The sequence below is a fragment of the Pseudomonas sp. GD03858 genome (assembly GCF_029840925.1).
Taxonomy (GTDB): domain Bacteria; phylum Pseudomonadota; class Gammaproteobacteria; order Pseudomonadales; family Pseudomonadaceae; genus Aquipseudomonas.
On sequence record NZ_JAOCDM010000014.1, the window covers coordinates 52,853 to 72,915 of the forward strand.

Annotated in this window: 21 protein-coding genes; 5 read left to right on the forward strand and 16 right to left on the reverse strand. The window is 63.8% G+C overall.

The annotated features are described in order from the left end of the window. Positions 1–7: 7 nt before the first annotated feature. The 13 genes from N5D48_RS06435 to N5D48_RS06495 all read right to left on the reverse strand — a co-directional run bounded on the left by N5D48_RS06435 (position 8) and on the right by N5D48_RS06495 (position 11,323). Positions 8–1,012: a WavE lipopolysaccharide synthesis family protein gene (locus tag N5D48_RS06435; protein WP_279882354.1), complete on the reverse strand. Its 1,005-nt coding sequence runs from the start codon at positions 1,010–1,012 to the stop codon at positions 8–10. Next, positions 1,009–2,487 (reverse strand): GMC oxidoreductase, encoded by a 1,479-nt coding sequence (locus N5D48_RS06440; protein WP_279882356.1) that lies wholly within the window; start codon positions 2,485–2,487, stop codon positions 1,009–1,011. The genes N5D48_RS06435 and N5D48_RS06440 overlap by 4 nt, the downstream gene beginning before the upstream one ends. After that, complete coding sequence (locus tag N5D48_RS06445) at positions 2,487–2,789, reverse strand: hypothetical protein (protein WP_279882358.1); 303 nt, start codon at positions 2,787–2,789, stop codon at positions 2,487–2,489. The genes N5D48_RS06440 and N5D48_RS06445 overlap by 1 nt, the downstream gene beginning before the upstream one ends. A gap of 4 nt (positions 2,790–2,793) precedes the next feature. After that, positions 2,794–3,411, reverse strand: a complete 618-nt coding sequence (locus N5D48_RS06450) for a hypothetical protein (RefSeq protein WP_279882359.1) — start codon at positions 3,409–3,411, stop codon at positions 2,794–2,796. Further along, on the reverse strand, positions 3,408–5,183 hold the full coding sequence (locus N5D48_RS06455; RefSeq protein WP_279882361.1) for a hypothetical protein: 1,776 nt from the start codon (positions 5,181–5,183) through the stop codon (positions 3,408–3,410). Before N5D48_RS06455 ends, N5D48_RS06450 begins: the two co-directional genes overlap by 4 nt. Next, positions 5,180–5,506, reverse strand: coding sequence for a hypothetical protein (locus N5D48_RS06460; RefSeq protein ID WP_161752555.1), 327 nt, complete (start codon positions 5,504–5,506; stop codon positions 5,180–5,182). Before N5D48_RS06460 ends, N5D48_RS06455 begins: the two co-directional genes overlap by 4 nt. After that, positions 5,503–6,234, reverse strand: coding sequence for a glycosyltransferase family 2 protein (locus tag N5D48_RS06465; RefSeq protein ID WP_279882365.1), 732 nt, complete (start codon positions 6,232–6,234; stop codon positions 5,503–5,505). Before N5D48_RS06465 ends, N5D48_RS06460 begins: the two co-directional genes overlap by 4 nt. Continuing rightward, the gene (locus tag N5D48_RS06470) at positions 6,222–6,878 is read right to left on the reverse strand and encodes an HAD family phosphatase (protein WP_279882367.1); all 657 of its coding nucleotides are present in this window, start codon (positions 6,876–6,878) and stop codon (positions 6,222–6,224) included. The genes N5D48_RS06465 and N5D48_RS06470 overlap by 13 nt, the downstream gene beginning before the upstream one ends. Continuing rightward, positions 6,875–7,501 (reverse strand): phosphodiesterase, encoded by a 627-nt coding sequence (locus N5D48_RS06475; RefSeq protein ID WP_279882369.1) that lies wholly within the window; start codon positions 7,499–7,501, stop codon positions 6,875–6,877. Before N5D48_RS06475 ends, N5D48_RS06470 begins: the two co-directional genes overlap by 4 nt. Before the next feature lie 6 nt (positions 7,502–7,507). Further along, a complete protein-coding gene (locus N5D48_RS06480) occupies positions 7,508–8,263 on the reverse strand; it encodes a glycosyltransferase family 2 protein (RefSeq protein WP_279882371.1) in 756 nt (251 codons plus the stop codon). An 11-nt stretch (positions 8,264–8,274) separates the two neighbouring features. Continuing rightward, positions 8,275–8,976, reverse strand: coding sequence for an ATP-binding cassette domain-containing protein (locus tag N5D48_RS06485; RefSeq protein ID WP_279882373.1), 702 nt, complete (start codon positions 8,974–8,976; stop codon positions 8,275–8,277). Then, complete coding sequence (locus N5D48_RS06490) at positions 8,973–9,761, reverse strand: ABC transporter permease (RefSeq protein WP_279882375.1); 789 nt, start codon at positions 9,759–9,761, stop codon at positions 8,973–8,975. Before N5D48_RS06490 ends, N5D48_RS06485 begins: the two co-directional genes overlap by 4 nt. An 89-nt stretch (positions 9,762–9,850) precedes the next feature. Beyond that, entirely contained in the window at positions 9,851–11,323 is a 1,473-nt protein-coding gene (locus N5D48_RS06495; protein WP_279882377.1) for a mannose-1-phosphate guanylyltransferase/mannose-6-phosphate isomerase, read from the reverse strand. 471 nt (positions 11,324–11,794) lie between these two features. Between N5D48_RS06495 and N5D48_RS06500 the strand changes: the two genes are divergently transcribed. Then, on the forward strand, positions 11,795–12,133 hold the full coding sequence (locus tag N5D48_RS06500) for a helix-hairpin-helix domain-containing protein (RefSeq protein ID WP_279882379.1): 339 nt from the start codon (positions 11,795–11,797) through the stop codon (positions 12,131–12,133). A 55-nt stretch (positions 12,134–12,188) separates the two neighbouring features. Here the strand turns inward: N5D48_RS06500 and N5D48_RS06505 are convergent, their stop codons facing one another. Further along, the gene (locus tag N5D48_RS06505) at positions 12,189–12,356 is read right to left on the reverse strand and encodes a DUF2897 family protein (RefSeq protein WP_279882381.1); all 168 of its coding nucleotides are present in this window, start codon (positions 12,354–12,356) and stop codon (positions 12,189–12,191) included. A 184-nt stretch (positions 12,357–12,540) separates the two neighbouring features. Between N5D48_RS06505 and pyrF the strand changes: the two genes are divergently transcribed. Next, positions 12,541–13,242, forward strand: a complete 702-nt coding sequence (pyrF, locus tag N5D48_RS06510) for an orotidine-5'-phosphate decarboxylase (RefSeq protein ID WP_279882383.1) — start codon at positions 12,541–12,543, stop codon at positions 13,240–13,242. A gap of 100 nt (positions 13,243–13,342) precedes the next feature. Here the strand turns inward: pyrF and N5D48_RS06515 are convergent, their stop codons facing one another. Then, complete coding sequence (locus N5D48_RS06515; RefSeq protein ID WP_279882385.1) at positions 13,343–14,344, reverse strand: NADP-dependent oxidoreductase; 1,002 nt, start codon at positions 14,342–14,344, stop codon at positions 13,343–13,345. 178 nt (positions 14,345–14,522) lie between these two features. Here N5D48_RS06515 and N5D48_RS06520 point away from each other — a divergent pair, with 178 nt between their 5' ends. Further along, positions 14,523–15,284 carry an SDR family oxidoreductase gene (locus N5D48_RS06520; protein WP_279882387.1) on the forward strand — a complete coding sequence of 254 codons (762 nt, stop codon included), beginning with the start codon at positions 14,523–14,525 and terminating at the stop codon, positions 15,282–15,284. 4 nt (positions 15,285–15,288) lie between these two features. Here N5D48_RS06520 and N5D48_RS06525 read toward each other — a convergent pair whose 3' ends face one another. Beyond that, a complete protein-coding gene (locus N5D48_RS06525) occupies positions 15,289–16,464 on the reverse strand; it encodes an MFS transporter (RefSeq protein ID WP_279882389.1) in 1,176 nt (391 codons plus the stop codon). Positions 16,465–16,581: 117 nt separating this feature from the next. Between N5D48_RS06525 and N5D48_RS06530 the strand changes: the two genes are divergently transcribed. Together N5D48_RS06530 and N5D48_RS06535 are read left to right on the forward strand one after the other, a co-directional pair. Next, on the forward strand, positions 16,582–17,979 hold the full coding sequence (locus tag N5D48_RS06530; RefSeq protein WP_279882391.1) for a PLP-dependent aminotransferase family protein: 1,398 nt from the start codon (positions 16,582–16,584) through the stop codon (positions 17,977–17,979). Between the two features lie 106 nt (positions 17,980–18,085). Next, positions 18,086–20,026, forward strand: coding sequence for a methyl-accepting chemotaxis protein (locus N5D48_RS06535; RefSeq protein WP_279882393.1), 1,941 nt, complete (start codon positions 18,086–18,088; stop codon positions 20,024–20,026). Positions 20,027–20,063: the final 37 nt, after the last annotated feature.

Below are 20,063 nucleotides of genomic sequence, written 5' to 3' on the forward strand. Positions count from 1 at the left end.
CCTGGGTTCAGGAGCGTTGCGCGCCCGTCAGGCGACGGTAGGCGTCGCGTGCCGCAAGGGCGAGGTTCGGTGAGAACGAAAACAGCAGCAGCGACGCCACCGAGACCAGCCAGCGACGGCGCAACCAGCAAAACGCGTATTTGTTGAGCAGCACGTGCAGGTAGCGCCGCACCCTGTGCGCCTTGCCGCGTCGTGCGCGCATCACGCGCAGCTCATCGGTGGTCATGATTGACCCAGGCGCATAAGGGGCGCTGAGGAAACGGGCGGGCGGGACGATGCCGAGGTGCTGCCAGTCGTGAACGTCGAAGTTGTCCAGCAGCAGGTCTTCCCAGGCGCAGAACAGGTCGAAGCGGGTGTGCGAGATATGCTCGAGATCCAGCTTCAGGCCGCATGCCTGGACGAAGCGCAGCAAGATGGCCTGTTCGGGCAGCAGGCGAAATTCGGTGTAGCCCTGGAATGTGCCAAGCGGATTGATTCGCGGCCCATTTGCCAGGTACAGGAAGTCGGCCGTCAGTGGGCCGGTGTTCCAGAGCTTGCGCAGATCTTCGGTGCGGCCGAACTGCACGGTGTCGCTCAGGTGGAACAGGTAGCACAGCCGTGCCGGATTGCGCAGGAACAGGTTCGACACACCCAGCTTGGCTTCAAGCAATTGCGCGGGCTGCTCGTTGCCCATCAAGGCCAGCACGGCGTCGCTGCACAGCACGTGATCGCTGCGCAGCTTCAGGGTGTACTCGCGCTCGGCCAGGCTCAGGCCATTGCTCACGGTGGCCACGAGCTTGTTGACGTTGTTGATGTTGCCGTTGGCATCGTCGAAGTGCCTGGCTGCGCGCTCGGTCACGCACTGCACGCCCTCCAGCGGCAATTGGGCGCAATCGTCGGTGGTCGACAGGATGATCTGCGCACCTGGCAGGTATTGGCGCACACTTTGAACGGCACGTTCGGCGATAGCCTGGCCGCCCTCTGTCAGGGGACCCTGGATGACCACCGAAAGCCTGCTGCACGCGATGCTCATGCGTGGTCGTTCAGCTGGTCTGCCAGCATCCGGGCCAGGGCGACCACGGTGACTGTCGGGTTGCGCGAGCCGCAGCGCGGGAACAGCGAAGAGCCTGCGATGTAGACGTTGTCGCTGCCTTTGAGGCGGAAGTCCGCGCCGACCACGGCATTGTCGCCGGCGCTCATGTTCAGCATGCCAACCAGGTGGTGGGTGCCGAACGCGTCGCGATAATGCAACTGCTCCGCGGCGCGCACAGGAATTGCACCGAGGGTTTCCATCTTCGTGTAGATCGCTTCGATCACGGCGTCGTAGCGGTGCTTGTTGCCGTGATAGCCGTCGCTATCCATGCGCACGCCACCGCCTTCGTAGAACAGCGAGACATCCCACTGCGGCGGGATTTCGAGCAGGATGTACAGGCTCAGGGTGCCGGCCAGGTCCTCCAGCGATTCGCGAATGGCCCAGTCGTTGAGCTTGTCCAGATCCAGCGAACCGGCCAGGGCGGCGTCGTTGCCCGGGGTCATGAGGCCCAGGGTGGTGTACTCGATGCCGTCGAGTTCGCCACTGAGCTCCGGGATCACCACTTGCGCGGCGGTATTGACCTGGAAGAACGGAATCTTCGCCTGCGGCAGGCGGCACGCCAGCTCGGCGACGGCATGGTCCTGGCAGTAGCGGCCCATGAATGCCTGTGGCACTTCGGCGGGCAGGTCGCTTTTCCACAGCAGTTTCAGCGACTCGACACCGTGCGCGGCGATGATCACGCGATCGAAGCGGATGCTCAGTGGTCCCTTCGGGGTATGGCAGATCGCCTCGACGGCCTTGCCGCCTTCGAAACGCAGGCGTTCGACCAGGACTTCGTTGAGCACGCGGGCCTGGGCGCGGATGTGCAGCGATCGGGTCTTGGCGTCCATCGGACACAGCTCGCAGTCACCTGCGCCCATGCACAGGCCTTGACCTTCGACCGGCTCCATGGACAGGTTGTGTGCCTGCGCGCCGATGTAGGCCTGCGGGAAGAAGGGCGAGAGCGCTTCGTGCCAGCGCTCGGTGCCCTTGATCTCGGTGAGCGGATTGCGCTCGTCCGGGTCGCGCGGATCGGCGCTGATGCGCAGCAGCTGCTCGGCTTCACGGTAGTAGGGCTGCATCGTCTGGAAGTCGAACGGCCAGCGGAAGTCTTCGACCTTCTGCTCGAACATTGCCTGGGACAGGCGAAAGCTCAGGCCGCCCCAGTGATTGGAGCAGCCGCCATCGACCAGGATATAGTCCGAAGCGCAGTCGGGCGGCAGCTCCTCGGGCACGTTGAACGCGTGTTTCGACTCATAGGAGCGGCGAATCAGCGCATCGTGTCGATCCGCCTTTTCCATGGCGTTGAAGCGTGCGCGACGCTCGAAGATATTGAACTTCTCGCCGCGCTCGACGATCAGGCAAGGCCCCTTCAGGCCATGGGCGACCGAGCGTCCGGCAAAGCCATTGCCGATAATCAGTGTTTCAACAAACATCAGCCTATGACTCTGTAGAAGCCGGGTGTGCCGAGGCTACGGGCGTAGGGCTCGGCCACGAACAAGGAGCGGTTGTGATGGATCAGGTGCTGCAGGATCGCCTGGCGGTCCTGCTCCGCGAGATTGCGCGAATACAGCTTGATCAGCAGCTCGGGCGGCATGTGATGGAACTTCACATCCGGATTGCCTTGCAGCAACGCCTGGAAATCGAGTGGCTCTTCCCGCGAACTTTGGCCGAGTCTGTAGCCCAGCACGCCGCTGGTGAGCACGCACAGCCCGGCAACGAACGTTCTGCGCTTCATCCGATCAAGCTCTCACGCGGACGATCCGCTCGTAGAAGAAGCGCGTCAGCTGCCGTACCTTGGACACCGGCCAGGCGATGATCGGGCCACTGAGGTACAGCTTCTCCATCAGCGTCGAGAGCAGGAACATCTGGTAGCGATCGGCGTCGGAGGCCTTGTCGGAGCCAGTCGATGTGCTGTTGAACGCACCATTGACGTGACGCCCCATGAAGCCCAGGTAGGGACGCGGCATCAGCAGGATGATGTTCTTCTCGCGCAAGTCCTTGAACAGGAACGTGAAGGTTGCCATCTTGCGGATGAAGTCCATGGCGATTTGATATTCGTGCAGACCGAAGTCGACGATCAGCCACGACTCGGAGGCCGCGCTCAGCTTTTCCCCGATCACGTTGGCGTCGGCGACGAACGCGCCGTTGTTGACGCTGCCCTTTTCATGCAGGAAGTCGTCCAGCATGAACTGGCGCAGCGCCGGCGCGGCGCTAGCCTCGGGCGTGGTCCACTTGCACTCATCGATCACGATCACCGAGGTCAGCAGCGAGGGTTGCAGGCGCACCTGCGACAGGTAGGTGGCCACCTGTGCTTGCTGGCCACGGACCGCCTCCTGGGAAATCAGGAAAATATTCATTTTTGGCGCGCCACATAGCGATGGAAAGGGGTGGAGTTGTAGATCGCCCGCACGCATTCCCGGAAGCTGGTGAAGTAGAAGATCCCGCCATTGTTGCGATACAGCTTGAAGGCGGACAGCACGATGCCCGGCAACGCCAGTGCCCGAGGATGGAAGTACTCGCCCAGGTCCTTGTAGAACCAGCTCTGGATCGGACGTTGGCGCACCATGTTACGGAACTCTGTGCTGCCATAGACCAGGTTGCGCTTCGCCGCGACCGGATCGGCGAGGAACTGCAGCGCGATCGACTCGACCACGGTATTGGGCAACTGATCCAGCAATACCCACTTCTCGAAATCGCGAATGAAGGTCGTGACCGACTCCAGGTCGTTGCCGAAGCTGCAGCTTTGCACCACGCTATTGACCAGCTTCAGCCAGGCGCGCGAGCTGATGCTCTTCAGGCCGGTCGGGATGTGCGGTGCCAGGTCGGACTTGACGTACTTGTCGGCGAATCGCTGCAGACGGATCAGTGCGTCCTCCGCGGACATGCGAATCAGCGGCTTCTTGCGCAGTGGCGAGAACTGCGCCGGGCCAATGCTCTTGTAGCGGCCGTTACGCGACTCGACCGGTGCTTCGGTGCCGAGCAGGGCGCGGGATGTGACCGTCTGGGTGATGCCGTGGGGGTTGACCCGGGTCGGCACGCCGCCCTTGGAGGCGCGAATGCCGTGCTCGATATCCTCGAACTCGGCCCATAGCAGCGACTCGTCCAGCGGGAAGGCTTGCCACACTTCCTTGCGGCACACATACAGGCTGCCGGTCGGGTAGCTGGCATCCTTGGTGTAGCGCATGGGGCTTGCGAAGCAGAAACCGGTGCGCTCGACTTCGGCGAACAATGCCGAGGCGATGCTGACCACCGCATCTTCGCGGCGGTGCAGGCCTTTCATGCCTTCGGCGATCGAGCCCATGGCCATGGCGTAGTCCGAATAGCGACGCGGCCCGAAGTTGCGCACGTTGTCGAAGAACATGCTCTGCAGCGTCATCAGCGGATAGCGCGGCCCGAAGCGGCGAACCATTTCACCGAAGTGCGCGGGCAGGAACACCCGGTCGTGGAGAATGACCAGGTTGTTGTAGCGCGCTTCGTCGGCGAGGCGGTTCTTCTTCTTGCAGATCTGCACAGGCGGCGCGGTGATGTCCTCGCCGACGATGCGCACCTGCTCGAAGTAGCGGAAGTTCTTGCCGGGCGTGCCGCAGAGCAGAATCTCCTTGTGCGGGATGTCCAGCTCGAGAATGCGCTCGACCACGGCATTGAGCACCGTGGCGTCCTCGGGACCGACCGGGATGCCGAAGGTCCAGCTGTCCAGGTCGTCATCGCCTTGGGCCGGCAGCAAGCCGGTCTTGCGATAGGTCACGCGGTTGGCGCCGCGCTCCACGCAGGTCAGCGCGGCGCTGAAGTAGTCACGGTCCAGGTAGCTGTCGAACGGAGCGTCCTCGATCAGCGTCAGGCTCTGGCCCACTTCGAGAAAGTGCACGGCATCCCACAGCAACAGCGGGCTCAGCTGCGAATCGCTCTGTACGCCGTAGAAGCAGTACGAGCCAGCGCCGTAGATATCCAGCGGTCGCTTGGCCGCATGCATGCCCTTGAGGGTGACAGCCGGTTCGGCCTGCTTGAAGCGGCGGAAGGAGAACAGGGTCTGGCCACCTTCAGGCAGGCTCAGGTCCGCCGGAATCGGGCGCAGGTTCTTCGCCGGCAGGTAGCCCAGTTTCGGGTCATGCTGGAACTGAATCGTCTTCATTCTTCTACGACGTACTTGTCATTCAGGGCGCCTGGCACCTTGACCACGACGGTCACGGCGTCGCTCAGGGCCTTGAAGGCGGTGATGTCGCCAGGCTCGAGCACCACGATCTCGCCGGCGCCCCAGGTCTTGCCGCACATCTCGACTTCACCGGACAGGATCAGTGTCACCTCGGTGGCGATCTTGTGGTAGTGGGCGGCCTCGGCGTCGCCCGCGACGTAAGGTTTGACGGCGACTTCACAGGCCTGGGTACTGAAGGCGGTAGGGGTGAAACCACCGACGAACCAGCCCTTGACCATGTCTTTCAGATTCGCGGAGTTCATCGTGGGCCTACATTCTCGAACGCATGGAGCTGGTGAGAGTTCTTGAGCGGGTGGTACTGGCTAGGGTCCACACGGAAGGTGCCGATCTTCTTGTGCAGCAGCACCAGTTCGTTGAGCGAAGGCGCGATGTAGTAGGCATCGTTGACCTTGGCGTCCTTGCGGATCATCTCTTTCACCGCCTCGACGAACACGCTGCCCTTGGCGAACCAGTACAGGCCGGCGACGGCGTGGTTGCTGATCGGGTTCTTCTCGGCGGCCTCGACCACGCAGCCATCGCTGTTCTTGCGCACGAACGAGTAACGCGGGTGCAGCGATTTGAAAACCACCACGCCGGCGTCGCATTCTTCGCCGCGGAAACGGGCGACGATGTCCTCGAGCGAGGCATCGAGCAGTTCGTTGCAGCTGAGGATCAGCAGCTCGTCGTCGTTGTCGATGCTTTGCGCCGCCAGCAGCGCCGTGCAAGCCGCGCCCATGGTCAGGGCGTGAACCGGCAGCACCGAGGCGATCGGGCTCATCTGGTGCAGCATGTTGCGCAGGTGGAACTTGGAAACGTCCGCCTTGGGCAGCATGCAGGTGATGCTGGCAGGCTCCAGCTTCAGGCAGCTCTCGACCAGGTGCTCGATCAGCGGCAGGCCGTCGCGTTCGGCCAGGTAGGCCGGGTAGCTGCTTTCCACTGCCACGGAGTTGGTTTCACGGGCGGCGAGCAGGATGATGTTCAGCTTGCGCACAGTAGGCTCTCCTGCTGAGTGGCTTGGGCATTGATTTCCTGGATGCGGCTGGTGATGTTGTCCAGGTTCACATCCTCGACATCCTGCACCACCAGGACGTGGGCACCGGAAGCACGGGCGGCGCGAATGCCGTTCTCGTTGTCTTCCACGATCAGGCACTCTTCAGGCAGCAGTCCGAACGACTCGATGGCCTTGGTGTAGATATCCGGCGCCGGCTTGGCGTTGACCACGTCCTCGTTGGACAGCTTCAGGTCCAGATACTGGTCCAGGCGGGATTTCTCCATCATCACTTCGACCGTGTTGCGGATCGAGTTGGAGGCTACCGCCAGCTTGTAGCCCTGGCTTTTGAGCGACGACAGGGCGCGCTGGTGGACGAAGGTCGGCTTGCACTGCGCGTAGACGATTTCCATCGTGTACATCTGCTTCATCTCGTTGATGAAGGCATGCAGTTCGACTGGCAGGTCGCGTTCGACGCTGAGCATATCCAGCTTGCGCGAGGTCGGCAGGCCGTCGTAGGTGGTCAGGTGCTCGTGGCGGCTGATGGTATGGCCGAACAGGTTGAGTGCCTTGTTCAGCGCTTCGTAGTGCCAGTCCTTCGCCTCGATCAGCACACCGTCCATGTCGAAGATAACGGCTTTGATCATGATGTCAGTCCCTTGAAGTAAGAATGAGCGGTTTCAGGTAGGTCGGTGCACAGCGTGAGATTGGCTGAGCCCTGGAAGGCTTCGAGCAGTCGCCACAGCGGCAGGTGATCGCGGCCATGCAGCTCCGAGGACACGACGCAGACCTGTTTGCCCAGGCCCAGAAGGTCGGCGAGCTGAGCCGGCGAGTACCACTCGGCGGCGAAACTGTCGAGCCACACGCCGTCGGCCTCGTCCAGCCAGGCCGGCACGGGTTCGACGTCGCTCTGACGGGTGTAGGTGCGCACACCACTGGCCAGGTAGGCGCGCATGTCCGGCACGGCCATGTCGAAGACGAACCAGTTGCTGTGACCGTGGGCTTCGAAGGCGGCCTTGAGCGGGGCGCAAAGACCGTCGGCCTTGATGTTCATGGCCAGTGGCAGGTTGCGCCCGGCCATGATGGTCAGCAGCTCGTCCAGGGACATTTCACTGCCATCGGGCATGTCGTGCGAAATGACCAGGCGCCCAGCCACGTCACGTACGTCGGTTTCGGTGCCGAACCCAAGGTCGAACGAGCGCTGGAAGGCCACCTTCAGGTTGCGCTCGGGCTTTTCCAGCCAGTAGCCGCGGTGACTGATGATCTGCATGATGGCTCAGCGTCCTGCGCAGGCTTTTTGGCTGAGCGGCAGCTCGAGGAACAGGTTCAGGTCCGCCGGGATGCCCAGGCCGTACATGCCTGCGGCCTCGGAACCGATGTTGTAGTGAATGACCCGGGCCTGGTCCTCGATCATTTCGTTGTAGGCGGGCGCGACGTAGAACTCGCCATTGACGCGCAGCTCTTTCTCGAACATCGATTCGATGGCTGCGATCAGCTGGCGGCCGCTGCGGAAGTTGTAGATGCCGACAGTGGCTTCGTCGGAAATCACTTCCTTCTCGACCACACGGTTGATGAGACCATTTTCGGCAAAGCCGACGAAGGACCACTTGGGGTCGTCTGCCTTCATGGTCATGATCAGGCCGTCGGCGTCCTGCGCCTGCATGGCGTGCAGGTAGTCATTGATGTCGACATCGACGTACTGGTCGCTGTTGGCGATCATCACCGGGTCGTTGCTGTCGATCAGTTCCTTGGCCGCATAGACGGTGCAGGCGGCGCCTTCGGTGAGGCCGTCCAGCTCGACGATGGCGCAGCCCGGCGCCCAGCTTTCGAGCTTCTCCTTCAGGCCGTAGGCTTGTACATGGGCAGCCTGGCAGATGAAGATGAAACGGTGCTCGCAGGCAGGCGTCAGGTTGTCGATGACCACCTTGATCATCGGCACCGAATGTACTGGGATCAGCGGTTTCGGGTCGGCGTAGCCTGCTTTGGCGAAACGGCTTCCAGCGCCGGCCATGGGAACGACAATATTAAGCATCTGCTACTCCTTCACTGGCGTACGAGGTACTCGTCGTACGCGTCTACGACGTCACTGGCCGGGCCGATCATCTGCACCCGTCCGTCCTTGAGCCAGCACACTCGAGTGCACAGCTCCCTGATGCGTGGCGAATCGTGCGAAACGAACACGACCGTCTGGTTGCCCGTCATCATGTCTCGCATGGTGGCCTCGGCCTTGTCGCGGAAATGGCCGTCGCCGACACTGAGCACCTCGTCCAGCAGGATCACGTCCGGGCGCGAGTGCATGGAGATGGCAAAGCCCAGGCGCGCCTTCATGCCGGTGGAGTAGCTGCGCACCGGTACCTGCGCGCTGGCATGCAGTTCGGCGTAGTCGAGGATCGCGTCACTCAACTCATGCATGCGCTTGCGGCTCATGCCCATCAACATGCCACTGAGGACGATGTTGTCCCGGGCATCGAGGTTCTCGTCGAAGCCCAGCTGCAGATTCAGCAGCGATACGTTGGGGACCGACTGCACCAGGCGTCCGCGCGTCGGCTGGTAGATGCCGGCGAGGACCTTGAGCAGCGTGCTCTTGCCGGCTCCGTTGCTGCCGACCACGCCAAACGTCTCGCCCTTGGCGATGGCGAAGGACAGGTCATGAAGCACGGTGGTCGAGCTGCGCGACAGCAGGCGCAGGCCATTGCGGAACGTCAGCGATACGGATTCAGCCGTCAGGGCGGCGTGGGTGCTCATTTGCTCAGTGCCATGGCGTAGGCGTTCTTGTTTCGTGACAGGAATAGCGTGGCGAGCGCGAACAGCAGCACGGCCCCGCCCAGCAGTGCCAGCAGGTCGCCTGGCAGCGGTGCGCGGCCATGCATCAAGGCGTCGCGATACATGGAAATCAGGGCGGCGAGCGGGTTGAAGTCGAGCAGCCAGCCGAACTCAGCCGGAATGTTGGCTTTGTCGTAGAACACGCCGGAGGCGAACATCAGGAACTGCAGGCTGGTGGCGATGATGATGCGCAGGTCGGGCATGAAGGGAATGAGCCCGGCGACAAAGACGCCCACTGCCGCCGTGAGCACCAGTTGCACCATGGCAATCAGCGGTACGTAGAGCCAGGACCAGCTTGGCGTGACGCCGATCAGGCACAGGAGCAGCAGGAGCAAGGCGACGACCAGCGCTTCCTTGACCAGATCCTTGAATATCGATGTCAACGGAAAGATCAGAGGGTCGATTCGACAGTGTTCGAGAATGTGCTTTTTCTCGTAGATGGAGTCGACGCAGTTCATCACGCTCTTGTTGAACCAGGTCCAGAACGTGACGCCGATGATCAGGAAGACGGCGAAGTTCTCCACCCGAATTTGCAGCAGGTGGCCGAACACGACGTAGTAGATGCTGAGCAGGAGAAGGGGCTCGAGTATCCACCAGGCAAAACCCAGGCGGGTTCTGGTGGACTCTGACTTGAGCCCGAGGCGGGCGCGCTCCAACGATATCTGCACGATCGGCCAGATACTTCTGCGTCCTTGCAACCAGCTCACAACCCTGCCCCGCTGAATTTTAAAGCGCGCATCCTATTCGAATGATGGCATTTCGTCCAGCGATTGCTACAACAATATGACTGATTAGTTCAATCGGATTGATGAGCGGTTTGCTGTGAGAAATTTCTGAAAATTCGTTGGTATTTATCCTCGAACCGTACGATATCGTCCTCGCCAAGGTACGCCCCGGACTGCACTTCGATCAGTTCGAGCGGTACTTTGCCCGGGTTGGAGAGGGAGTGCCTGGCCCCCAGCGGAATGTAGGTCGACTGGTTCTCGGTGAGGATCATCTCGACGTCATTGCAGACGACCCTGGCTGTGCCGCTGACGACCACCCAATGCTCGGCGCGGTGGTAGTGCAGTTGCAGGGAAAGGCTTTCGCCGGGCTCGACGGTGATGCGTTTGACCTGATAGCGCTCGCCGCAGTCGATGGTGTCGTAGTAGCCCCAGGGGCGGTTGACCAGTGAGTGGCTGGCATACTCGTTGCGCTGGTTGGCCTGCAACTGCCTGACGACCTCGCCGACCTGTTGGCTATCCTCCTTGCGCGCCACCAGCACGGCATCCTTGGTCTCGATCACGACCAGATCCTCCACGCCGACCGTCGTCACCAGGCGGTGGTGCGACTGGATCAGGCTGTTGCGGGTGGCGAACGCCAGCACGTCGCCTTCGATGGCGTTGTCGGCGGCGTCGCGTGGCCTGGCTTCCCAGATCGACGCCCAGCTACCCAGGTCGCTCCAGCCTGCATCCAGTGGCACAACCAGCGCATCGTCGACATGTTCCATCACTGCGTGGTCGATCGACTGCGCCGGGCAGCAGGCGAACTGTTCGGCCTGCACATGCAGGAAGTAGTTGTCCTCCTGAGCGTGGAGCAAGGCGTTGCGGCAGCAATCGAGAATGTCGGGCCGCAGGCGTTGCAGTTCGTCGAGCAGGCGCGAGGCACGGAACATGAACATGCCGCTGTTCCACAGGTGGCGACCACTGGCGACATAGGCCTCGGCCACGTCCTGCGAAGGTTTCTCGCGAAAGGCCAGCAGTGGGTAGCCGCCTTCGATGTAGGTCTCGCCGTACTGGATATAGCCGAAACCCGTTTCCGCGCGCACCGGCTTGATGCCGAATGTCACCAGCCGGCCCAGGCTGGCGTGCGGCAGGGCGACTTCGATGGCGCGCTGAAAGGCGGCCTGATCCTCGATGTAGTGGTCGGCCGCCAGCACCAGGAGTATGGGATCCTGCGCATCGCGCTGCGCCTGCTGCGCATCGCGCTGCGCCTGCAGCGCTGCGAGCGCAATGGCTGGCGCGGTATTGCGCGCCATCGGCTCGAGAATGATCCTGCGGCTGTCGCGCCGTGCCTGGCGCAGTTGCTCGGCCACGACGAAGCGATACTCCTCGTTGCTCACCACCAGGGCAGGCGAATGTTCCAGGCCATCAAGGCGTGCAAGTGTGCGCTGGAACATCGTGCCCATGCCCTCGCCATCCAGGGCGAGAAACTGTTTGGGGTAATTTTGGCGGGACAGCGGCCATAACCGGGTGCCGCTGCCACCAGCCAGAATGACGGGGGTGAACATATGAGCTCCAACTCACTTCGATGGAAAATCCGCGCGCGCATTATCCTGTGCCGCACGGTGGAGCCGCAACCTGGCCGCGTGTGAAGGAAAAATCCCTTGGGCTTCGCTCGTTGCCGACAATTGATAGTTGGGCGGAGCAACTTGTTAAGTAGCTTGAGTTGTCTGTTCCAAATGGCCTGCCAGGTAATTCATGTTTCCAGTGGCTGAAACCTGGGTTGGAAAGTGGCGAACTCGATGGTTGCGAGTGCCGCCACCGCATAGGGGGCCAGCGGATGATTGGCGCGGGCCTGGTAGGCCTATTCGGTGCGGCGCGTCCGAATACTGCGCCTGTCTGGAAAGGTTTTTGGCGCTGTTCAATTCGGTAACGTTTTTCCGATGTGCCTATCTTCTTCCGGGCGTGATCAGCGACTAGGGTTGACCTGCAGCTAGAGGAAAGCTGCATTTGATTCGCAACTTCAAGGAGTGTTGAAAATGCCTAATATCGTTATGTCCTGGCTGTTGCTGCCGTTGTTCGCGGTCCTGCCGCTCACGCTCAATGCCGCGCCAGCCAACCAGGCCGCGTCAGCGGCGCTCAGCGTCACTCACCAGGTCGAGGGTGTTGCTGGGTCGCAGGTCAAGACTGATCTCAATAGCGCGGACGCCCTCACGCTGCAGCAGAATCTCAACGGCATCGGCAAGGCCAAGGCTGAAGCCATCGTCGCCTACCGCGAGGCTCATGGGTCTTTCCAGTCGGTAGATGAACTGCTGGAAATCAAAGGCATCGGCAATGCGCTGCTGGAGCGCAACAGGGACAGGCTGGTCGTGGAGTAGTCAGTTGCCGCGCCGGTCGGCATTGCGCCGACCGGTTCGATGGTCAAGCCCGCCTTCAGCGATCCTGTGCATCCTTGGCGTCCGCTTCGGCGTTTCGCTCGTGCACCTTCTTCAACTGCTCCTCGGTCAATGGCAGTTTTTTCGCGGTGTCGCGCAGCAACATCAGGCCGGCGACGATCGAGCCTAGGGCTATGATGAGTATCAGCCACGCATACCAAGGCATAGGGTATCTCCTGTCGTCGTCCTGAGAGCATCGTTTGCAGAGGGTTCGAGTGGTCTGCGTCTACGTAGGTTCAATTATAGACGCCGCCAGTGGCCGGGCCAATTTGCATGACCCGTGGCCCCCAAACCCCTGGCCACTTCGTTTACAATGCGCGCCGTTCACGACTTGCCAAGAGACCCTGCCCATGTCCGCCTGCCAGACGCCCCTGATCGTCGCCCTGGATTTCCCCACCCGTGATGCCGCCCTGAAGCTGGCTGACCAGCTCGATCCGGCGCTGTGCCGGGTGAAGGTCGGCAAGGAGCTGTTCACCAGCAGCGCTTCGGGCATCGTCGAGACGCTCTGCAGCAAGGGCTTCGAAGTATTCCTCGACCTCAAGTTCCACGATATCCCCAACACCACCGCCATGGCGGTCAAGGCCGCGGCCGAGATGGGCGTATGGATGGTCAACGTGCACTGCTCCGGTGGCCTGCGCATGATGTCGGCGTGCCGCGAAGAGCTGGCCAAGCGCAGCGGCCCGCAGCCGTTGCTGATCGGCGTGACCGTGCTGACCAGCATGGAGCGCGAGGACCTGGCCGATATCGGCCTGGATGTCGATCCGCAGGAGCAGGTGCTGCGCCTGGCGGCGCTGGCGCAGAAGGCTGGCATGGACGGCCTGGTGTGCTCGGCGCTGGAGGCGCCGGCGCTCAAGGCGGCGCATCCGGCGCTGCAACTGGTGACCCCGGGGATTCGCCCGGCGGGCAGTGCCCAGGATGACCAACGCCGTATCCTCACCCCGCGTCAGGCGTTGGATGCCGGTTCCGATTACCTGGTGATCGGGCGTCCGATCAGCCAGGCGGCAGATCCGGCCCAGGCGCTGGCTGCCGTGGTGGCTGAAATCCGCGGTTGAATCAGCGATCGTGGGAGCGGGCTTGCCCCGCGATGGCGTCAGCTCAGGCAATCGCCATCGCGGGGCAAGCCCGCTCCCACAAAGCGCCTGGCTGCTGATCTCAGACCTTCAGCACCAGCTTGCCGAAATTCTCGCCGCTGAACAGCTTGAGCAGCGTTTCGGGGAAGGTTTCCAGCCCGTCCACCACATCTTCCTTGCTCTTCACCTTGCCGCTGGCCAGCCAGCCGGCCATTTCCTGCGCGGCCTTGCCGTACTCCTTGACGTAGTCCATCACCACGAAGCCTTCCATGCGCGCACGGTTGACCAGCAGCGACAGGTAGTTGGCCGGTCCTTTGACCGCCTCCTTGTTGTTGTACTGGCTGATGGCGCCGCAGATCACCACCCGGGCCTTGAAGTTCAGGCGCGACAGCACGGCGTCGAGGATATCGCCGCCGACGTTGTCGAAGTACACGTCCACGCCATTGGGGCACTCGCGCTTGAGGCCTGCCAGCACCTCTTCGGCCTTGTAGTCGATGACGCCGTCGAAGCCCAGCTCATCGCGCAGGTACTGGCACTTCTGCGCGCCACCGGCGATGCCGACCACGCGGCAGCCTTTGATCTTGGCGATCTGCCCGGCAATGCTGCCGACCGCGCCGGCGGCGCCGGAGATCACCACGGTGTCACCGGCCTTGGGCTGGCCGACGTCGAGCAGGGCGAAGTAGGCGGTCATGCCGGTCATGCCCAGGGCCGAAAGGTAGCGGGGCAGGGGGGCGAGCCTGGGGTCGATCTTGTGCAGGCCCTGGGGTTCGCCGGTGAAGTAGTCCTGCACGCCCAAGGCGCCGCTGACATGGTCGCCGGGCTTGTAGTCCGGGTGATTGGAACTGACCACCTCGCCGACGCCCAGGGCACGCATGACCTGGCCCAGGCCCACGGGCGGGATATAGGACTTGCCTTCGTTCATCCAGCCGCGCATGGCCGGATCCAGGGAGAGGTAGAGGTTCTTCACCAGCACCTGGCCTGCGCCCGGCTCGCTGGCGGGCACCTGCTCGTAGGTGAAGTCGTCGCGGCGCACGGCGCCGACCGGGCGTTTGCTGAGCAGGAAGCGGCGATTGGTGTAGCTCATGGCGGATTCTCCTGGAGAGAGGCAAGGGGCACGATGATCGACCTGCTGGATGGGCGACGTCACGCAAGATCACCGCGAACGATAATAGTCCAACCGCGTCCCTGATGATGCTGCCCAGCCCGACGGCGCGCTGACTAGACTCAGCGCGGACTTTCCATCCTTTTTGCAGGAGCCAGTGATGAGCATGACTTTCTCCGGCCAGGTCGCCCTGGTCACCGGCGGTGCGGCGGGTATCGGTCGGGCGACGGCGCAGGCGTTTGCCGCCGAGGGGCTCAAGGTGGTGGTGGCCGACCGGGATGCGAGCGCAGGCGAAGCCACCGTGGCGCTGATTCGACAGGCCGGTGGCGAGGCGCTGTTCGTCGCCTGTGACGTCACCCGCGACAGCGATGTGCGCCAACTGCATGAGCAGGTCATCGAGGCCTATGGCCGGCTCGACTACGCCTTCAACAACGCCGGCATCGAGATCGAGAAGGGCCGCCTGGCCGAAGGCAGCGAAGCGGAGTTCGACGCGATCATGGGGGTCAACGTCAAAGGTGTGTGGCTGTGCATGAAGTACCAGTTGCCACTGCTGCTGGCCCAGGGCGGTGGCGCCATCGTCAACACCGCCTCGGTGGCTGGTCTGTCGGCGGCGCCGAAGATGAGCATCTACGCCGCCTCCAAGCATGCGGTGATCGGCCTGACCAAGTCGGCGGCCATCGAGTACGCGAAGAAGGGGATTCGGGTCAACGCGGTGTGCCCGGCGGTGATCGACACCGACATGTTCCGCCGCGCCTACGAGGCCGACCCACGCAAGGCCGAGTTCGCCGCGGCGATGCACCCGGTCGGGCGCATCGGCAAGGTCGAGGAGATCGCCAGCGCCGTGCTCTACCTGTGCAGCGACGGCGCGGCGTTCACCACCGGGCACAGCCTGACCGTCGATGGCGGGGCGCTGGCGATCTGAGCGGCTAATTCTGCCTCTGTGGGAGCGGGTTCACCCGCGAAGAGGCCCGCGCGGATAGCCACAGCATCAGCGCCACCACGGCACAGCCCGCCAGCAGGGCGCCGCCGAACGCTTCCAGCGCCGTGCGCGATCCGAGCTGGTCGCTGAGCAGCCCGGTGAAGATCACCGGCAGGCTGAACCCCAGGTAGGCAAGCAGGAAGAACCCGGCACTGGCCCGGGTTTTCTCCTGGCCGGCCAACTGGTTGACCGCCGCCAGCCCGCCCAGGTAGATGAAGCCATAGCAGGCGCTGCTGGCGGCGACAGCGCCCAGCAGCACGCCTGGCAGATTGCCGCTGTCGGCCCCCCAGGCCAGCAGCCCGTAGCTGCACGGCAGTATCAGCAGGCCCAGCAAGGTCGCCTGGGTACTGGCCATGCGCCGTGCCAGAGGCTGGAACAGCAAGCCGCAGCTGATCACGCAGAAGGTCGAAAACCCAGACCAGGCGCTAAGGCCGTGCTGGCGCAGGATCCCCGGCAGCAGGGCGATGACCAGTCCCACGCAGGCCCAGGCCAGCAGGATCGCCAGGCCGTAGGCCAGGCTGCCTGTCGGGTAGAAGGGCAAGCGCAGCATGGCGCTGCGCTGGGCCGGGCGTGGGTCGGGCAGGCGCCAGGCCAGCAACAGGGCAAGGGCGGCCAGGGCCAGTTGCAGATGGAAGCTCGCGGGTGTCAAGGTCGGTCCGCGCAACAGGAACAGGCTGGTCAGCGCCGCGCCCAGGCCGAAACCGAGCGATGTGCTGGCGGTGACCCAGGTCGCGGCGCGACCGCCATCCTCAGGCGCCATCAGCTCGCTCATGTAGGCCGTGGCGGTGGCCGAGGCCAGGCCCGTGCCCAGCCCCAGGAACAGCCGCGCCACGCCCAGCATCTCGAGGCTTGGCGCCAGCAGCATGAGCAGCGTGGCGACCATCGACAGGAGCAGGGCGGCGATGATCAGCGGGCGTCGTCCGACCCGGTCGGCCAGTCCGCCAAGGGCCAGCAGCACCGGCAGCACGCCGAGCACATAGCCGGAGAAGGCCACTGCCGTGGCTGCGGCGCCGCGTCCGGACAGGTCGGCATAGGTGATGTACAGCGGGGCCTGGAGGTTCACCGCCAGGGTGATCAGGCACAGGGCGAAAGCCAGCAGCGCTGGCGCGTGACGAGTCGGCATCGAAGCTATCCATCGGGTCGGTTTCGCGCAGCATCGTTCGCCGGGGGCGGTCTCGCCAAGACACACTATCGCGGCATTTGTGCTTAACTGTTCGCCTGAAATCAGCGAACACTTGCCATGCAATTCACTCTGGATCGCCACCACGCCTCGCCTTTGGTCGAGCAACTGACCTGCCAGTTACAAGCCTGGATCGAACAGCAGCGCCTGCGTCCCGGCGCGCGCTTGCCGTCGATCCGCGCCCTGGCACGGGATCAGGCGGTGAGCGCGTCGTGCGTGATCGAAGCCTACGATCGGCTGGTGGCCAGCGGTTGGCTGGAAGCGCGACATGGCGCCGGCTTTTTCGTCGCTGAACGCAAGCGCGGCCTGCAGCCGGATGTCGGCACGCCGTGGGGCGAGGGGATCGACGGCAGCTGGCGGCAGTTTCGCGAGGGGCACGACGAGTTGCTCAAGCTCGGCTGTGGCTGGTTGCCGGTGACCTGGCGCGCCGAGGCCGAGCTGGCCCAGGCCATTCGCCAGGTCAGCCGTGGCGCGCCCGAGGCCCTGTTCGACTACTGCCCGCCCCAGGGCCTGGCCAGTCTGCGCCTGCAACTGCACAAGGGCCTGGCCCGACTGGATATTGCCGCCGAGCCCGAGCGGATTCTCACCACCCAGGGCGCCAGTCATGCCCTCGACCTGCTGGTGCGCACGCTGCTGTCCCCGGGTGACAAGGTGCTGGTGGAGCGCCCCGGCTACTACAACCTTTACAACCTGCTGCGCCAGCACGGTGTGCAAATGCTGGAAGTGCCGCGCACCGACCACGGTCCGGACCTGATGGCGTGCGAACGGTTGCTGGCCGAGCATCGTCCGCGCTGCCTGTTCATCAACAGTCTGTACCAGAACCCGACCGGCACCAGCCTGACGCCCAAGGTCGCCTACCGCCTGCTGGAGCTGGCCCGCGAGCATGACCTGCGGATCGTCGAGGACGACCTCTACGCGGATTTCCAGGATGGCCCGGCCACCCGGTTGGCGACCCTCGACAGCGAGCAGCGGGTGATCTACATGGGGAGCTTTTCCAAGACCCTCAGCAGTTCGCTGCGGGTCGGCTACCTGGTGGCGGAGCCGGCCTTGGTGGCGCGCCTGGCCGAGTTGAAGATGGTCAGCGGTATCGGTACTTCGCGCTTTGCCGAGCAGGTGATCGGGCAGATGCTCGCCAATGGCAGCTACCGCAAGAGCGTGCAGCGCTTGAGAGTTCGCCTCGGCCAGCACATGGCCAAGGTGCTCCGGCAGTTGGAGGCGTGCGGTTGGGAGGTGTTCTGCGAGCCTTTCGGCGGCATGTTCGTCTGGGCGCGGGTGCCGGGGCGCGGCTTTGCCGAGCTGGAGCGGCTGGCGCTGGAGCATGACGTGCTGCTCACGCCTGGCAGTGCGTTCGACCCCCAGGGACGGGCTTGCGACTGGCTGCGCATCAATGTCGCTTACGGGCAGGATTCCCGCGCGCAGGCGTTCTTCGCCCACGCAGGGCGACCCTCGGCGGTCTGAAAACGACACGTTCATAGCCAAATGACACCATTTGCCTGGCGGGCTCTTGTGACGGCGTACGGGTCATTGTCACTCTTGCCGGATCGACGACGGCGGGGGATCGGTGATGGCGGTGACCAAGCACGGTGTACTGGCCAATCTGGGCATGGCGCGCAAGCTGGGGCTGGGGTTCGCCCTGGTGCTGCTGCTGACCCTGGTGGTGGCGGCCATTGGCGTGTACGCCTTGAACGGCATCGGTCAGCGTTTCGACGGGCTGCGCCAGATGACCCAGTTCAACACCGACCTGGCGCGGCTGCGCCAGCACGAGCAGGCGTTCGCCCTGCGCTCGGACGTCAAGCAAGCCGATGCGCTGCGCAGTGGTTTGCAGGGGCTGGCCGAGCGTATTCGCGAGGTCCCGGCGATGGCGGCGGCCGAGGCCGATCTTGGCGCCTATGGGCAAGCCTTCGATCAGTTCGTCCAGGCGGTGCAGGCCAAGGAACTGGCGCTGGACATGGCCAGCTGGTCGGTGTCCAGCGTCGCCAACAACCTTGACGTGCTGCAGGCTGGCCTGGCCGACGACGGCACCTACACCCTCAGGCAATCCCAGGGCCAGCAGGGCGGCGAGTTTCTCGAGCAGGCCGCGCAGGTGGCGCAGGTCGCGCGGCTGATGCTGCAGGCCATGGACGAGGCCAGGGTACGCCTGGAGCAAAGCCGCAAGGGCGACGAAGCCATTGCCCAGGGGCGCATTGCCCAGACGCAGGAAGCGGCGACGCTGGTGGAGCAGCTCAAGTCCGCCGTGGCCGATGCCGGATACCAGAGCGTGCTGGGCGAGGTGGCTGGGCATATCGCCAGTTTCTCCGAGAAGCTCAACGAATATACCGACCTGCTGGGGCAGGAGCAGGGCATCAAGCGCCAGTTGCAGGACCGCGCCGAGCAGGTCACGGCACGCGTCGACCAGGCTTATGCCGTCCAGGAACAGGCCATGCAGACGGAACTGACGGGCAACACCATGGCCATCGCCGCGGCCACGGCCCTGGCGTTGCTGGTGGGCGTGCTGGCTGCCTGGTTGATCACCCGAGCCGTGGTCGCGCCGCTCAAGCGCGTGATCAGCCGTGCCCGGCGCATTGCCGCAGGCGAGCTGGGCATCGAGGCCGAACCGCCGCGTGCCGACGAAGTCGGCCAGCTGCTGCAGGCCATGCAGCACATGGCCGAAGGCTTGTCCGGCATCGTCAGCGGCTTGCAGCAGGGCATCGATCAGCTGGCTGGCAGCGCTCAGGCTTTATCGGCGGTCACCGAGCAGACCAACCGCGAAGTCGGCAGCCAGAAGGACGAGACCGAACAGGTGGCGACCGCCATGCAGCAGATGACCGCGACCGTTCACGACGTGGCGCGCAATGCCGAGCAGGCGGCCCAGGCGGCTCAGGATGCCGACGACAAGGTCGAGTCGGGACAGCAGGTGGTGCGCCAGGGCATGCAGCGCATCGAGCAGTTGGCGGCGGCCGCCGAGACCGCCAGCAGTGGTATCGACAGCCTCAGTAGCGAGATCCATACCATCGGTGATGTGCTGGAGGTGATCAAGAGCGTGGCCGAGCAAACCAACCTGCTGGCGCTCAACGCGGCCATCGAGGCGGCTCGGGCCGGCGAGCAGGGCCGTGGCTTCGCCGTGGTGGCCGACGAGGTGCGCGCGCTGGCCCGGCGTACCCGGCAGTCCACCGAAGAAATCGAGCGCCTGGTCGCCAGCCTGCGTGGCAACGCTCAGCAGTCGGTGGCGCAGATTCGCGGCAGCACCGAGCTGGTGCGCCTGGCGGTGGCCGACGCGCTGCAGACCGAGAGCGCCTTGGGCAGCATTGCCGCGGCGGTGTCGCTGATCCAGCAGATGAACCAGCAGATCGCCGCGGCGGCCGAGCAGCAGAGTTCGGTGGCCGAGGAGATCAGCCGCAGCGTTACGCAGATCCGTGGCAGCGCCGACCAGGCGGCGTTGGCGATGCAGGACAATGCCCGCTCAAGTATCGAACTGGCGCAGCTGGGCCATGATTTGAAGGGCATGGTGGGGCATTTCCGCCTGTGATCGGCTGCGGCGGCCCTATCGCGGGGCAAGCCCGCTC